Origin of the sequence: Sinorhizobium sp. 8-89, assembly GCF_030124325.1 — a bacterium.
In the GTDB taxonomy this organism is placed as follows: Bacteria; Pseudomonadota; Alphaproteobacteria; order Rhizobiales; family Rhizobiaceae; genus Sinorhizobium.
On record NZ_JASKLR010000011.1, the window covers coordinates 32,856 to 48,310 of the forward strand.

Sequence of the window (15,455 nt, forward strand, 5' to 3'; positions counted from 1 at the left end):
ACGGAAGCTGAAATGCAATTGAAGCGAGTATGTTAACCGCCCAATCATTTCTGCTTGATAGTGTTCGCGGCGGTCGATGCCGGCGACCGCGCGGACCACGCGTCCGCCCGAATGCCGCGCACAACGTCAGGTAGTTGTCAAAGGCAGATCGTAATGGCTTCGGAATGCGCAACGGAACCGGGCAGGTACAAGCCATTTCTGCCGATGCTGCTGTCCTATATCGCATCGGGCGGCAGTCTCGTCATCGGGTCCGCTGCGCAGCTTCTGACCTTCGCCATTCTCGCTCGCTGGCTCGGCGTTCATGAATTCAGCGTCTTCGTGGCGATTACCGCGGTCGCCAACATTGCCGTTCATTTGTGCGGGCTCGGTGCCATGGAGTGCCTCGTGCGCCGGGTCGCGCGCGACCGCACTATGTATCCGCAAATGCTTGGCCACAACGTCATCCTGACGGCGGCAAGCGGCACGGCGCTGGTTCTGATCGGCGCCGTGGTCTTGCCGTTCTTCCTTACGCTTTCCGCCGACCCGCTAATGAATTTCGCGGCGATCACGCTGATGCTCGTGACCAACGTGGTGCTGGTTCGGATCATCGTTCTGGTGGAGCAGATCTTTCTTGCCCACTCCGATTTCGCTTCGGCGAACATGGTCGTGGTTGGGTTCGCGGTTGCACGCACGGCCGCGGCCGCGCTCGCCTGTCTTGCCTTCGGTGTCGCCACGGTCGCGTCCTGGGCTGTCTGGCAGTTCATATGCCACGTTCTGGTGGCTTTGGCCTGCATGTGGGCCATCAGAGGGTTGGGCAAGCCGCGCTATTGCATCGTTCGGGAGGAAATGCCGCAAGGCCTCTATTTCAGCATTCCGTTTATCCTGCGCGCGGTACGCCAGAACGCTGACCTGCTCGTCTTGAGTCTCGTTGCGACGGCCGAGATAGTTTCGAGCTACAGCGTTGCACGCCGGATACTGGAGAGCAGCTACCTTTCCGTCGAGGCGCTCCATCGCCTCATCTATCCCGGTTCAGCCAGGATTTCCGCGGCTGGGCTGCACCATGCGCTGGAGCGGGTGCGAAAGGTACTCCTCGCCGCCACCGGCATAAGCATCGCGGCGGCGGTGGCGGTTTTCGTGTTGGCGCCAATCCTGCCCTATCTGTTCGGCAAGGATTACATTTCTCTCGTCGCTTTCGTCAGGACTCTTTGCTGGGTCGTCGTGCCGATGGCGATTTGGTCGGTTGCGGTGGAAGCACTCGGCGCCTCAGGGTACCACGCTGGCCGCGCAACAGTCATGGGACTTGGCAGTGTGGCAGGGGCCGCACTGGCCGCCTGGGCGAGCTGGTATGCACCGCCTCTCGGCACATTCGTTTCGTTCTATGTGATCGAGATTGCGATGGTTGTTTCCGCATGGAGCGTGTTCCTGCATTTCGTGCGCCGTGACAGGGAGCAGGCCGGTCCGCCGGAACTTCCGACAAGGATGGTGCATGAAGGCTGAAGCACGGGACGTCCAGACCTTCACGACCGCTGAAACCGACCTGTGCCGCTCGGCCGGCATCAGGGCCATGGAGCGCGGCGATATCCCCACGATCGGCAAAATGTTCAACAAGATCTTCCGCGAGAGCGACTGCGAGACGGGGGAAGATCTCGGGCGATACCTGGAGACCGTCTTCTTCGGCAGTCCCCATTACACTCCGGAGTGCGGGAGTGTCGTGCACGAGAATGGTGCGGGCGACATCGACAGTGCGATCCTTTCCGTTCCGATCGGGTTCGTGGTTCACGGCCGTCCCACTGTGGCCCGGCTCCTCTGCGCCTTCATGGCGGACGGCAGAGCCGGAGCAGTCGGCGCGGCGCGGCTTGCCCGCATGATGCGCGCAGCGCGCCAGGAGATGTGCTTTTCGGACAACTCCTCTCCGGTGAGTGCCGATCACTGGGTTGCTGGCGGAGGCGTCGTTCTGCCCATCCAGAGTCTCGAATGGCGACGCTCGTTTCGGCCGTTCGTCGCGGGCGCCGTCCTTGCGAGCCGGCGAGTTCCGCTATTGCGGTCGCGCGCCGTCATTGGTGCTCTCTTATTGGCCGATCGCGCGCTGCGCTGGCGAAAGCCGTCGACGAAACCGGCTTCGGTGCCGGGATATGAGACGCGGGCGGCAAGTATCGAGGAGTTTCGTCAATGCGCAGGACCGATGCTGGAGCGTTTCTCGGTCCGGCCCAGCTGGTCGAGGTCGGAGTTTGATTGGCTCGCCGGCGTCGCCTCGTTGAACAGAAGCCTCGGCACGCTGCAATGCAGGAAAGTGATTTGTGAGGGCGGACGGACCGTTGGTGCATTCCTCTTTTTCGGCAACGAGAACGGCATTGCCAATGTCCTGAACGTGTTATGCGAGGAGGGCCGCGAATTCGACGTCACCGCCGAATTGTTTGCCTGCCTCGATCGCGAAGGTTACGCCGCTGCCGTCGGGATGGCACAGCCCTTCCTGATGAACGCCATATCGCGCCAGCGGTGGCTGTCCTTCCGCCACAGGGGTTATTTCTGCATGGTGACGCGCCATGCCGATCTCAAGGAGGCGGCATTGCGCAATGACATCTATATCGGCGGCCTCGCTTCGGAGAGCTGGAGCAGGCTGCTTACGGATTTCTAAAGCAATCCAGGAAAGGTGCGCAGCGGTTTTCCGTCCGATTTCAAGCTCGATGAGCCCTAGAAGGTTACCGACCACAAGTAGCACTTAACGGAATATTCACCGTGCGGCCCTAATTCTTAACAATCGATGCGGGGTACGCAGGACGCTCTTTGGTGGCTTCAAGGGCACGCGTGGGGAAAAACGGATGTATCGGCGGAGCGAGCCCGAAGAACAAGGATTACGCCTTGAGACACGCTATCGGCGGCTTCGCTCTGGTGGAGGCTCGCTGCTTGATCTCGTTCCAACACCGGAGGAGGAAGAGGCGACCGTTCTCGAAGAACGCAGGACTTCTTCCCGGGCAGTGGATCTTCCACCGTCGCCGCCGGTCTCGCAGCCGCGCCCGTCGGCCGTTGGCGAATGGCTCCCCGGCCTTCAACTGCTCGGCGAGATCGGCGTGGATGACGTCATCCTGTGGCTGCGTGACGGCGTGCGATGGATCGTCATCGCCGTCGTCCTTTGCGTCGCGGCCGCTCTTGCCTATGCGCTGACGGCATCACCGCGCTACACCGTCTATACCGATATCGTCGTCGACCCATCCAACCTCAACGTCGTCAGCGACGACGTCTTCACGTCGAATCCTCAGCGCGACGCGCAGTTGCTCGAAGTCGAAAGCAAGCTCAGGGTTCTCACGTCGCGGAACGTTTTGGCGCGCGTCATCGACAAGCTGCAACTGACGAAAGATGCTGAGTTCGTCAGACCGTCCCCTTTGGATTTTCTGAAGAACCTGTTCCTGTCTGATGCGGACGAAGACGCCGACAAGCACCTGGCAGTGATGCGCGCCCTTACGGAGCGGGTCGAGGCACGGCGGGAGGAGCGCTCCTTCGTCGTTGTCATGAAGGTCTGGAGCGAAGAACCGGAGAAGGCCGTCGTCCTCTCGGATGCGATCGTCGACGCCTTTGAAACCGAGCTTTTCCAATCGGCTGCGGAAAGCGCCGGCCGTGTCGCCCAGAACCTGAACGCCCGTCTCGACGAACTGCGCCGCAACGTGACGGCGGCCGAGAAGAAGGTAGAGGATTTCCGGCGCGCGAGTGGCTTGCAGTCCAGCAACGGCGAGCTCGTCAGCAACCAGCTTTCCAGCGAGCTCAACACCCAGGTTTTGGCCGCCCAGCAGGGCTTCATCCAGGCGGAAACGCGCTACAAGCAGATGCGCGCCGCAATCGCCCAAAAGCAGACCGCGAGCGCTTCGGTTTTCGAATCCGCCAATATGACAAGTCTGCGGCAGCAGTATAATGCGCTCCAGCAGCAGGTCGGTTCGATGCGGCTCACCTATGGCGACAGGCACCCGCGCCTCGTTTCCGCGCGGTCCGAACAAACCACACTCGAAACCGCCATGAACGAGGAGGCCCGCCGCATACTGGAGCGCGCGAAGGCCGAGTTCGACCGGGAGCAAGCGGCGCTCGACGCGTTGCGTAACAAGGCACGCGCCGAGAAGTCGAACGTCTTCACCGACAATGACGCCCAGGTCGAACTGCGAGATCTCGAGCGCGACGCCCGCGCAAAGGCGGCGATTTACGAGACGCACCTGGCCCGTGCGCAACAGGTCGCCGAGCGCCAGCAGATCGACGCGACGAATGTCCGTGTCATCTCGCGCGCGATGCCACCGAACTCCCGAACTTGGCCACCCCGGACGGTCATCCTCCTGATCGCGGGCGGGATCTTGGGGCTCATCATGGGTGTGGCCGCGGCGCTGGCCCTTGGCGCATGGAAGTATGTTCGCGCCCCGCGGCCGACGGCCGAATAAAGGGAGCCGCAGGCATGAGCAGTGCCACCTACAGCGAGCACCGTTCCACGGAAACCCTGATGGCACCTGCCGGGACCGTGCTGTTTATGGCGATCTTCCTGTTCCTATGGATTTCCATCGATCCGTTTGTCGATTTGACGGGCGAGGCGATCCTGGACCCTTCCGCCGGCAACTCCAATCGACTGAACCAGATTATATCGTTGGCTCTCTTCGCCGGCACGCTTTGCTACGGCGTGCTTCATCCGATGCGGAATACGATCTTGCAGCCGCGCGTCCTTTTGGCTGTCCTGTTCACCTGGTTTCTTCTCGTCTCGGTCATTTCCGCCCATCCGACCCTTGGCATCAAGGGCGTCGTTCTCAGCGTGATGATGGCGGTGAATGCGAGTATCTATCTGCTGATGCCGGCCTCGGAACGGCATTTCGCCAAGATGCTCGGGATAGGCACACTCGTCATGCTGGCGGTTGCCTATTACGGCATCCTCTTCAAGCCGCTGCTTGCCATCCACCAGGCGTCAGAACTGCGCGAACCGATGAACGCCGGATTGTGGCGGGGCCATTTTCCGCACAAGAACAGCGCCGCCGCCGCGATGGTGATCGGCGCCTTCTTCGGTCTCTTCGTCATGAACACCTGGTCGCGCCTCGCCGGTATCGCGATCGTTGTGCTGTCCTTCACCTTTCTCGTCAACACCGGCGGGAAGACGTCGACGGCAATGCTTCCTGCGATACTGATCCTCGCGTGGATTTTCGAGAAAGTGCGGTTCCTGCGCATCCCGATTGCCGTCGGCGGTGTCGGGCTCTTCAATCTCTTCGCCGTCGGGTCGGCTGTCTTCGTTCCGCTCGGCGAGTTCATTAGCCAGCTTGGCATCGATGCCACCTTCACAAACCGGGCCGACATCTGGCGTTTCGCCTTCTCGGCGTTGGCGGAGCGTCCGTTGCTTGGATATGGCTTCAGGGCGTTCTGGCAGACGGAAGAATTGGTTTACAGCGGCGGCTCGGTGGAGACGTGGGCCGTCGCCGCTGCCAACGGGCACAATTCCTATCTGGACATCGCATTGATGACCGGATTTCCCGGATTGATCCTGACCGTGATCTGGGTCGTTCTACTGCCGCTACGCGACATCTCCCGGATTGCTCCAGACCGCGAGCACGCCCACCTCACGCGGCTATTCATCCGCATCTGGCTTTACACAATCTTCCATGCTGGCCTCGAGACACTGTTCTTCGAAGGCGGAAACCTTATCTGGTTCACGTTCATGCTCGCGCTCTACGGTCTGCATCTCCAGTCCTCCGCGGTGTTGACGATCGATCGGCAGCCGTTGAAAAGGAGCACCGTCGCGCATGCCTGAGATCGCACGCAAAATCGACGGGCTGGTCGATCGCTTGGCAAACCGGTTGATCTGGCGCTTTGCCCGGCAACGGCGCAGATTGGAAACGGAAACGCCGCTCGTCTCCTTCACCTTCGACGACGTTCCCGACAGCGCGCTCGATCATGGTGCGGCCATTCTCGAACGGTACGGCGCGCGCGGCACTTTCTACATCGCCGGCGGGCTTGCCGGTCAGGTGGAGCCGGACCGAACGCTTATTTCGCCGGCTGGCTGCGGAGAGCTATTCGTTCGAGGGCACGAAATCGGCTGCCACACCTTTTCGCATCGCAGGATACGCGACATGTCCGTGGCCGCTCTCGGCCGGGATCTCGACCGCAACGCGGACTATCTCCAAAATGTCGGCGTCACGCCGGCCGCGGTAAACTTCGCCTTTCCGTACAATGCCGCCTGGCCTTGGACGCGTGCGGAGCTTCGCAGGCGTTATTGCACGTGCCGCGGCGGCGGCGAGGCCATCAATCGTGGACCGGTCGATCCGTTGATGCTCAAGGCGGTCGAGATCCGCCAGCCCGAGCAGCATGCACGCGCGCTGACCCGGTGGATAGACGAGGTTGTCGAACGCCCCGGCTGGCTCGTCTTTTTCACCCATGACATAGCGCCACGTCCGACGCCCTACGGCTGCAGCCCCGAAACCTTCGATCATCTGGTCCGCTATGCGGTCGACAAGGGATGCCAAGTGCTTCCGGTCGACCGGGTGCTGAACCGGATCAACTGGTGAGGCGCGTATGAAGGCGTTCGAAAGCACCGGAAAGAGGCTGCTGGCGATCAACAATTACTTCTATCGTCGCGGTGGCGCGGAGACGGTCTTTTTCGACCACATGGCGATGTTCGGAGAGATCGGCTGGGACGTCGTGCCGTTCGCGATGCGGCACGACAGCAACGAAGCGTCGCCGTGGTCGGAATATTTCGTATCCGAGATCGAATACGGCCGGCAAACGGGCTTGCTGCGGAAAGTCTCCCAGGCGGCGAGCGTCATCTATTCCGTCGAGGCTCAACGCAATATCGCCCGGCTGATCGAGCGCGTGCGTCCGTCTATCGCCCACGCACACAATGTCTATCACCACCTGTCGCCGGCAATCTTCTCGACGCTCAAATCCGCGGGCATTCCGGTGGTTATGACCGTTCACGACCTCAAGCTCGCCTGTCCGTCCTACAAGATGCTCCGTGACGGAAAAGTATGCGAGGATTGCAGCGGCGGGCGAATCCACAACGTCCTGCGCCACCGTTGCGTCAAGGACTCCGCATCGCTTAGCGCCGTCGTCCTCGCCGAAACCATGCTGCATCGGCTGCTCGGGCTCTATCGCGAAAAGGTGGACCGCCTCGTCGTGCCGAGCCGGTTTTACCTGGAAAAGCTGGTCGAATGGAACTGGCCGCGCGAAAAGATGATCCATATCCCGAACTTCGTCGATGTCGAGGACTATCGCGGCGATTGGCAGGAGGGTGGTTACTTCGTTTTTGCCGGCCGACTCGCTCCGGAAAAGGGGCTTGCGACGCTGATCCGGGCCGTCGCCCGCTCGAAACAACGGCTGATCGTCGCCGGTACCGGGCCGGAAGAAGCAGCCCTGAGGCAGCTTGCGGACGAACTTAATGCGAATGTGACCTTCGCCGGCTATCTTTCAGGCCAGGATCTGCATCGGCTTATCGGCGAGTCTCTCGCGCTCGTGCTCCCCTCCGAATGGTACGAGAACGCTCCGGTCAGCATTCTGGAGACCTACGCGCTGCGGCGTCCGGTCATCGGCGCGGCGATCGGCGGTATTCCTGAGATGGTGAAGGAAGGCGAAACCGGCCTGATGGCGACGTCCGGCGAGGTCGAAGACCTCGCGAGAGCCTTGAACGCCATGGCTGCTCTTACACCTGCCGTTCGCGCGCAAATGGGTGCCGCGGGCCGGACCTGGATCGCCAGCGAGTTCTCCGCGGCGGCCTATCGCGCCAGGACGCTCGACCTCTACGCAACATTCGGGGCTGCCTGAAACACCTGAAACAGGTTCCGCGATATCAGAAAGCGGCTGGCGCGTTTGGAAATCCGTCCGCCCGCGTCGCGCAGACGTTTGATTTTCGAGCATTTCCTTCGGAGTTTACCGAATTTCTTACCGCGATAGTAAGTGCTCCGGATGCATAAGCCATCGAGGGAAATCCCTGGGGCTGACAACCATGAGCAGAAATTCCGAAGTCTCGCGAAATCGGATGACGCCGCCGAGCGTCCTGCCGCGCCCGCAGGCCGTGGCCGCCGACCAAGTTTCGCCGAGTTCGGTGGGTGATTTGAGGGCGTCCGGTAACGGCCTGCTTGGCGGCGCCGGTGTACCGGAAGAAATCTCCACCGTCCGGCCTGCGAGCAGCGGACGCGCGCGGCGGCGCGTGATGATGCTCGGCTTGCGCGGCATCCCGAACGTCCAGGGCGGCGTCGAGAAGCATGTCGAAATGCTCGCGGGCAAGCTCGTGGAGCATGGTTGGGATGCGGAGGTCATCGGACGCCGCCATTATCTTCAGAGGCCGTCGTCGTTTTCCTGGAACGGGATTTGGGTGTTTCCGCTCTGGGCCCCGCGACGGATGGCGTTGGAAGCCTTCGTTCATACCTTCGTCGGTGTCTGTTTCGCGGCTTTGCGTCGGCCCGACATCCTGCATATTCACGCCATTGGACCAGCGCTCCTGGTACCCCTTGCCAGGCTTCTCGGCATGAAGGTGGTCGTCACACACCACGGCTACGACTACGATCGGCAGAAATGGGGCGCCTTCGCCAGACTCATGCTGCGAGTCGGGGAGTTCATGGGCATGCGCCTCTCTCACGGCCGCATCGCGATCTCGAAGGAAATCGTTCAAGCCATGAGCGAGAGGCACAAGGCAGCGGTAACCTTCGTTCCAAACGGGGTTGCTGTTTCACCCTTCCGCGGCGCCACCGGCATTCTCGAGGAGTTCGGACTGCAGCCGCGACGATATATTCTCCTTGCAGCGCGGCTTGTCCCGGAGAAGCGCCAGACGGACCTGATCCAGGCGTTCGCGAAGCTGGGCAAGGCCGAATACAAACTCGTGCTCGCCGGTGACGCGGAATTCGAGACACCCTACGTTCAGCAGGTGAAGGCGATGGCCGCGAACGTCAGGGGCGTCGTTTTGGCGGGCTTCCAGACCGGGGACCGGCTGGCGGAACTCTTCGCCAACGCGGCCCTCTTCGTGCTGCCTTCCAGTCATGAGGGCATGCCGATCGCACTCCTGGAGGCAATCGCTCATGGCCTGCCGGTGCTAGCAAGCGACATCGTCGCCAACCGCGAGCTGGAACGTCCTTCCGACGACTATTTTCCGCTGGGGGATATAGACGCCCTGGCAGCGGCGATCGGCAGCAAGATTGCCAATCCTCCGAGCGAGGAGCAGGTGCTTTCCCAGGTAAGGCACGCGGAGCTCACCTATAGCTGGGCGGGCGTGGCTGCAAAGACGCTGGCGGTCTATGGGGCGCTGCTGGTGAAATGAGCCCCGTCCTCTTTCGGAAGCGGGTTTCGCCGTAACGCTTTGAAGGAATGCATATTTGTCCTCGGGTCCGCTCCGATCTGAGGAAAAGCAGGTCACGACGATTTGGACCAGGTCATGAATTTCAAACGCATCGCATCGCTACTCGCATGGCTCCTGTTCGCCGTGATCGCCTATTCGACGCTGTCTCCGATCGGCATGCGCCCGCATGTCGGCACATGGGTGCATGTCGAAAGGTTCGGCGCCTTCGGGCTGCTCGGCCTTCTGTTCGCTGGCGCCTATCCGGGACGTTTGCCGCTCGTCGTTGCAATCGTGCTCGCGACGGCGGTCGGATTCGAATTGCTGCAAATGCTGTCCATGGACCGCCATGCGCGCTGGGAAGATTTTGCGGTCAAGCTTGCCGGCGGCGGGTGCGGCGTTGCGGCCGGATCGTTCATGGCGCGGCGCTGGCCGCGCTTCGCGCACCGGCCGCCGCAAATAAACCAAAACTCAAATTTTCCGGGCTAGAAACGGTGCTGTCACGCTCTTGCGCGGTCGCGAAACCCTGCCGGCATCTGGGGGCTCCTTTGACAATATCCGTCATCATCAAGACCTTGAATGAAGAAAAGCGGATTGCCGCGACGATCGAAAGCGTCATTGCGGCGCTGGAAGGCAAGCAGGGCGAAATCATTATTGCCGATAGCGGATCGTCCGATCGGACCGTGGAGATCGCTTTAAAATATCCTGTCACCATAGCGCAGATCATACCGCCGGCTCTTCCGAGCTGCGGCATCGGCCCGCAACTCGGTTTTCAATATTCCCGATACGACTACATCTGCCTGCTCGACGGCGACATGCTGCTCGATCCCGGTTTTCTCGACGCGGCGATCGGTTGTCTTGCGGACAACCCCTCCGTTGCCGGCGTCACCGGCCACGTGGAGGAGATGCTCGTTTCGAACCTGGAATTCGCACGGCGCGTCAAACGCAACGCGCCCGAGAACAGAATCGGCCCGATCGACCGCATGAATGGAGGCGGCCTTTACCGACGCACCGCCATCGAGAACGTCGGCTATCTTTCGGACCGGAATCTTCACGGCTACGAAGAGTTCGACCTCGGTGTCCGCCTGCGAAGCGCCGGATGGGGGCTCCATCGTCTCGACCGTCGTTTCGTCCGGCATTTCGGTCACACCGTCAATTCCTACCGGCTGCTCGTCCGCCGCTGGAAGAGCAAATACCTCTACGGCATCGGCGAATTGCTGCGCGCTTCCCTCGGCAAGCCTTATTTCATCCAAGTGCTGCGGGAATTGCCGGAATTGAAGCTGTGGGCCTTCGTCTATCTCTGGTGGACGTTGTCTCTCGGCCTGATCCTGTTCCTGCCCGACAAGAGCGTGGCGATTGCCTCGGTCTCAGCCATGCTTGCGGCCGTTGTCCTGCTGGTCAGCCTGAAGAAGGGCGGCCTTGGCATGGGCCTCTATACGGTCGTTGCCTGGTTCTTTCACGCCGCTGCGCTGCCCGTTGGATTGTTCAGGTCGCGGAAGAAGCCAGGCGCCCCCATCGAGAGCAGAATTCTCGGTAAGCCTGCATGAGAGGCCGCTTACTGCTTTTCGCAGCAACGATATTTTTCGGCTGTCTGCCCGCCCACGCCTCCGACCAATGGCTGCCGGTCCGGGAAACCTCGCTTGAGGTTCGCGCGGGCAGCCCGCTCGACTTCTCTTCCTTCTTGCCGAACCGGCCCATCGATGCGGGCCATCGGCTGACTACCGGTCCTAAGGGTCAGTTAGCCTACGCCGAAGCACCGGAAAAGCCGGTCAGGATGCTCTGCGCCTCGCTCGCCTGGAGCCCGGCTTCCGGCGGCTTTCCGGATCACGACGGCGCGGACCGGTACGCCCGGCAACTGGCGCTGCACGGTTACAACATCGCGCGGCTGCATTTCACCGATGCGAGCCTGATGTTCGGCCGCCAGCAGGATTTCGACTTCGATCCGGAGACGCTGGACCGCATCCAGTATCTGCTTGCCGCGCTCAAGCGCAACGGCATCCACTGGATCATCGACGGCCTGTCGTCGCCGCGCGGCGCTTACGGCGGCTATGATGATCGCTGGGACGCCAACGGAAATCTGAAGCTCCTGCTTCATCTCGATGAGGAAGCCTTCGTCCATTGGAAAAAACTGCAGGAGAAATTCCTGGCCCAGGTCAATCCCTATACGGGGATTGCGCCGATCCACGACGATGCTCTGGCTCTGGTGATCCTCGCCAACGAGAACGGCATTGAGTTCGACGGCGTCGTGCATGATCGCCCGGGCAAGCCGCCCTATGATCCGGTGCTCGCTGCCCCCTTCAATCGTTGGCTTGCGCAGCGCTACACGTCGACGGAGATGCTCTCCAAAGCCTGGGGCGGTGTCGAGGACGACGAGCGGCTTGAAGCAGGATCGGTGAAATTGCCCGCCGATCGCTATGCCGATAGTCCCCGTATGCGCGATCTCCAAGCCTTCATCGTGGACGTCGAGCGATCATCGGCGGCACGGATGAGCAAAGCCCTGCGGGACCTCGGATATAGAGGGTTGATCAGCACCTACAACAACTGGCCGACGGTACAGACGGCGCTGAGCAGGCGCGACCTCGAGGCCGTGACCATGAATACCTATCACGACTGGGTCGGCGGCTATTCTCCAGGCAGTGCGCTCCTGCAGACAAGCGCCATCGCCGACAGCGCCAACTATATGCGGATGATCGCGGCTGCGCGCTGGCTCGGAAAGCCCTTCGTCGTCAGCGAATACGATCACCTTTTCTGGAACCGGTATCGTTACGAGGCGGGCCTCATGATGCCGGCCTATGCGGCACTGCAGGGCTGGGATGTGCTCTGCCGGCATGGGCATGGGCCGATCGCGCTCGCCTACGGCGAGCCCTATCCCCACAAGAAGGCGATGCTTCCCTATGCGATTGCGCTCGATCCGGTCGCCCGTGCGGGCGAGACGCTTGCAGCGCTCCTTTATAGACGGGGAGATATCGCGACCTCTGGCATCACGATTCCTTTCGCGGTTCGTGGCGAGGAAGATCTTGGCGAGGACATGCAGGCGCGCGAACCGGAGCGATTGACCGATCTGGCTCTGGTCGGCCGTATAGGGCTGAAACGCTCGGATCCGTCGCGCCTCGACACCGGCGTTGCACAACCACGGGCCCAAGCCAGCGCGGACATTCTCGCTGACCTTCGCGACATCGGCATCCTGCCCGCCGCCAATGGCGCGGACGTCGAGCGGGGGCTCTATCAGAGCGACACCGGAGAAATCGTGCTGGATCGCACGGTCGGGCAGCTGCGCGTCTCGACGCCGTCGACCGAAGCCGCGGCATTCTCCTCGCTTCGCGAGCCGGTGGACCTTGGTCTGCTCCGGATAGAGCGTGCGGACGGCAACGGTCTCGTGGCGCTCTCGGCGCTCGAGGGGCCCGGCACGCTTGCCGACGCCCGGCGTTTTCTGCTGACCTTTGCGACCGATGCCCAGAATACCGGCATGATCTTTCGCGACAGCGAGGAAAAGGTCATCGAAGACTTCGGCAGATTGCCCGTCCTGATCCGAAAAGGGGAGGTCGACCTGACGCTGTCGAGAACGGCGGTAAAATGGAAGCTCTCGCCCGTTGGTCTCGACGGCACCGTTCATTCGCCGGTTAAAAGCGGAACGGGGCCGATCTCATTCCGCCTTTCGAACGAGACTCCCAACGGGCCGACGACCTATTTTCTCCTGGAACTTGAAGGCTGATCCGCGGACGGCATCCAAAGCGAAATCCAATTTCTGCCTTGCACCTCTAGTGGCTAGAGGTCGTAGCCTGTTCTCGATTTCACAAGGAGCAAGGCATGACGGGCAGCGTTCAGGAAAGCAGATACCGGGTCGAAGGCATGGATTGTGCGTCCTGCGCAGCAAAGATCGATACTGCCGTGCGGCGCATCTCCGGCGTGGAAGACGTCAGGGTTTCGGTGACCGCGGGCACCGTGACGGTTCGTCACGCAGACGGACACGAGATCGGCCCGGTGATCACGCGCAAGATTGGCGGTCTCGGCTACAAGCTTTCGCCGCTCGCCGGCACGACTGCCGTCGAAGCGCCTGGCGGCGATCATTCCTGTCGCGACCACGCGCATGGGCACGATCGCTCCACGTCAGGGGATAAGCAGGTCAATGCCCGTTCCACCGAGGCGCGCCCCGCGGTCACCGCAAGCCATGGCCACGATCATGGATCCGCCGGTCCCTGGTGGAGAACCGTCAAGGGCAAGCTCGTGATCGCTTGCGGCCTCGCGCTCGCTGTCGCCTATGGCGCGGGTCAATTTCTTCCCGCAGCCGAGCCTTGGATCTTCACGCTCGCCATGCTTGTCGGCCTGGCGCCGATCGCAAGACGCGCGCTGATGGCGGGGCTTGCCGGCACGCCCTTTTCCATCGAGACGCTGATGACCGTCGCAGCTACCGGAGCCGTCTTCATCGGCGCCACCGAGGAAGCGGCGATGGTCGTCTTCCTCTTCCTGATCGGTGAACTTCTGGAAGGCGTCGCCGCGAACAAGGCGCGGGCGAGCATTCAGTCGCTGACGGCGCTCGTGCCGAAATCGGCGCTCGTCGAGATTGACGGGCGGACAAGCGAAGTTCCGGCCGAGAGCCTGTCGATCGGAGCGATGATCCTGGTGCGCCCGGGAGAAAGGATTGCCGCTGACGGCATGATCATCTCCGGCGAAAGCACGGTCGACGAGGCGCCGGTAACAGGTGAAAGCACGCCCGTTCGCAAGGAAGCAGGCGACAGGGTCTTTGCGGGAACGGTCAATGGCGACGGGGCGCTGCGTGTGCGGGTCACCGCCGTTTCTGCCGACAATACCATTGCGCGTGTCATCCGGTTGGTCGAGGAGGCGCAGGAAAGCAAGGCGCCGACCGAGCGTTTCATCGACCGCTTCTCCCGCTACTACACGCCGGCCGTCGTCATCGTCGCCGCTCTGGTTGCGTCGGTGCCGCCGCTCTTTTGGGGTGCCGCCTGGGGCGAATGGATCTACAAGGGGCTTGCGATCCTGCTGATCGGTTGCCCCTGCGCGCTCGTGATCTCGACACCGGCGGCTATCGCCGCGAGCCTTTCGGCCGGCGCGCGACGGGGTCTCTTAATGAAGGGCGGCGCCGTCCTCGAAAGCATCGGCCGGATCACCGCTGCTGCCTTCGACAAGACGGGGACACTCACCGAAGGCAAGCCGAAGGTCACCGATCTCGTCGGCTTTGGGCTGCCGGAGGCGGAGATCCTCCGCCATGCGGCGGCGCTCGAGCAGGGCTCCAGCCATCCGCTGGCGCTGGCTATACGGACGCGCGCCGATGCGGACGGGCTAGTGCTGCCACCGGTGGCAAGCGCCAAGGCAATCGGCGGCAAGGGTCTCGAGGGATCGGTCGACGGCGTAGGGCTTTTCGTCGGCTCGCCGCAGGCAGCCGATCAACGTGCACCGCTGACCACGGCACAGAAGGAGCGCATCGCCGCCCTTCATGATCAAGGAAAGACCGTTTCCGTACTGGTCGTCGATGGCCGGGTCGCCGGCGCTCTGGCTATGCGCGACGAGCCGCGCGCCGATGCGGCGGAGGGGGTGCAGGCGCTGAGCGACGCCGGTATCCGCGTCGTGATGCTGACGGGCGACAACCGCCGCACGGCCCACGCGATCGGTCGCCCGTTCGCAATGGAGATCCATGCCGGACTGCTGCCGGAGGACAAGCAGCGCATCATTCGTCAGCTGAAGGCCGAGGGTCTTCATGTGGCCAAGATCGGTGACGGTATCAATGACGCTCCGGCGCTGGCGGCAGCCGATGTCGGCATTGCCATGGGCGGTGGAACGGATGTTGCCCTCGAAACCGCCGACGCTGCCTCATTGCATGCGCGTGTTTCCGACATCGCCGCCATGGTCAAGCTTTCACAGGCGACGATGCGCAATATTTACCAGAATATCGGCATGGCGCTTGGCCTGAAAGCCGTCTTCCTTGCAACAACCATCGCCGGCATCACCGGTCTGTGGCCGGCGATCCTGGCGGATACGGGCGCCACAGTCCTGGTCACGATGAACGCCTTGCGACTTTTGCGACCGCCGGGTTCCGCCTGAAGAAATCGAGCCCCGCTGCCGTTTGGCGCCGGAAAATCGCCCGATCTGGCTGTGTATATTCACGCTGGACTCTCACCAGCGATCCGGGGAGAGTATAAGGAGATCGCGATTGAGGGCTTTCGCGCCCGAAAATCGATGATAAACCTAT

Annotated in this window: 11 protein-coding genes; all 11 read left to right on the forward strand. The window is 62.0% G+C overall.

Annotated features, from left to right (window positions below):
* Window positions 1-153 precede the first annotated feature (153 nt).
* Window positions 154-1,476, forward strand: coding sequence for a lipopolysaccharide biosynthesis protein (locus QN219_RS20170; protein WP_284001643.1), 1,323 nt, complete (start codon window positions 154-156; stop codon window positions 1,474-1,476).
* 67 nt (window positions 1,477-1,543) lie between these two features.
* Window positions 1,544-2,614 (forward strand): GNAT family N-acetyltransferase, encoded by a 1,071-nt coding sequence (locus tag QN219_RS20175; RefSeq protein ID WP_284001834.1) that lies wholly within the window; start codon window positions 1,544-1,546, stop codon window positions 2,612-2,614.
* 184 nt (window positions 2,615-2,798) lie between these two features.
* Entirely contained in the window at window positions 2,799-4,394 is a 1,596-nt protein-coding gene (locus tag QN219_RS20180; protein WP_284001645.1) for a GumC family protein, read from the forward strand.
* A gap of 14 nt (window positions 4,395-4,408) precedes the next feature.
* On the forward strand, window positions 4,409-5,740 hold the full coding sequence (locus QN219_RS20185) for an O-antigen ligase (RefSeq protein ID WP_284001647.1): 1,332 nt from the start codon (window positions 4,409-4,411) through the stop codon (window positions 5,738-5,740).
* On the forward strand, window positions 5,733-6,494 hold the full coding sequence (locus QN219_RS20190) for a polysaccharide deacetylase family protein (RefSeq protein ID WP_284001648.1): 762 nt from the start codon (window positions 5,733-5,735) through the stop codon (window positions 6,492-6,494). Before QN219_RS20185 ends, QN219_RS20190 begins: the two co-directional genes overlap by 8 nt.
* Before the next feature lie 7 nt (window positions 6,495-6,501).
* Window positions 6,502-7,746 carry a glycosyltransferase family 4 protein gene (locus QN219_RS20195; protein ID WP_284001649.1) on the forward strand — a complete coding sequence of 415 codons (1,245 nt, stop codon included), beginning with the start codon at window positions 6,502-6,504 and terminating at the stop codon, window positions 7,744-7,746.
* 388 nt (window positions 7,747-8,134) lie between these two features.
* Window positions 8,135-9,235 (forward strand): glycosyltransferase family 4 protein, encoded by a 1,101-nt coding sequence (locus QN219_RS20200; protein WP_284001835.1) that lies wholly within the window; start codon window positions 8,135-8,137, stop codon window positions 9,233-9,235.
* Between the two features lie 114 nt (window positions 9,236-9,349).
* Window positions 9,350-9,739, forward strand: a complete 390-nt coding sequence (locus tag QN219_RS20205; protein WP_284001651.1) for a VanZ family protein — start codon at window positions 9,350-9,352, stop codon at window positions 9,737-9,739.
* A gap of 59 nt (window positions 9,740-9,798) precedes the next feature.
* The gene (locus tag QN219_RS20210) at window positions 9,799-10,797 is read left to right on the forward strand and encodes a glycosyltransferase family A protein (protein ID WP_284001653.1); all 999 of its coding nucleotides are present in this window, start codon (window positions 9,799-9,801) and stop codon (window positions 10,795-10,797) included.
* The gene (locus QN219_RS20215) at window positions 10,794-12,962 is read left to right on the forward strand and encodes a glycoside hydrolase (protein WP_284001655.1); all 2,169 of its coding nucleotides are present in this window, start codon (window positions 10,794-10,796) and stop codon (window positions 12,960-12,962) included. Before QN219_RS20210 ends, QN219_RS20215 begins: the two co-directional genes overlap by 4 nt.
* A gap of 95 nt (window positions 12,963-13,057) precedes the next feature.
* Window positions 13,058-15,307 carry a heavy metal translocating P-type ATPase gene (locus QN219_RS20220; RefSeq protein WP_284001657.1) on the forward strand — a complete coding sequence of 750 codons (2,250 nt, stop codon included), beginning with the start codon at window positions 13,058-13,060 and terminating at the stop codon, window positions 15,305-15,307.
* The last annotated feature ends 148 nt before the right edge of the window (window positions 15,308-15,455 follow it).

Coding starts and splice junctions, on each gene's coding strand:
- QN219_RS20170 (WP_284001643.1), top strand. CDS start 154: ATGGCTTCGGAATGCGCAACGGAACCGGGCAGGTACAAGCCATTTCTG.
- QN219_RS20175 (WP_284001834.1), top strand. CDS start 1,544: ATGGAGCGCGGCGATATCCCCACGATCGGCAAAATGTTCAACAAGATC.
- QN219_RS20180 (WP_284001645.1), top strand. CDS start 2,799: ATGTATCGGCGGAGCGAGCCCGAAGAACAAGGATTACGCCTTGAGACA.
- QN219_RS20185 (WP_284001647.1), top strand. CDS start 4,409: ATGAGCAGTGCCACCTACAGCGAGCACCGTTCCACGGAAACCCTGATG.
- QN219_RS20190 (WP_284001648.1), top strand. CDS start 5,733: ATGCCTGAGATCGCACGCAAAATCGACGGGCTGGTCGATCGCTTGGCA.
- QN219_RS20195 (WP_284001649.1), top strand. CDS start 6,502: ATGAAGGCGTTCGAAAGCACCGGAAAGAGGCTGCTGGCGATCAACAAT.
- QN219_RS20200 (WP_284001835.1), top strand. CDS start 8,135: ATGATGCTCGGCTTGCGCGGCATCCCGAACGTCCAGGGCGGCGTCGAG.
- QN219_RS20205 (WP_284001651.1), top strand. CDS start 9,350: ATGAATTTCAAACGCATCGCATCGCTACTCGCATGGCTCCTGTTCGCC.
- QN219_RS20215 (WP_284001655.1), top strand. CDS start 10,794: ATGAGAGGCCGCTTACTGCTTTTCGCAGCAACGATATTTTTCGGCTGT.
- QN219_RS20220 (WP_284001657.1), top strand. CDS start 13,058: ATGACGGGCAGCGTTCAGGAAAGCAGATACCGGGTCGAAGGCATGGAT.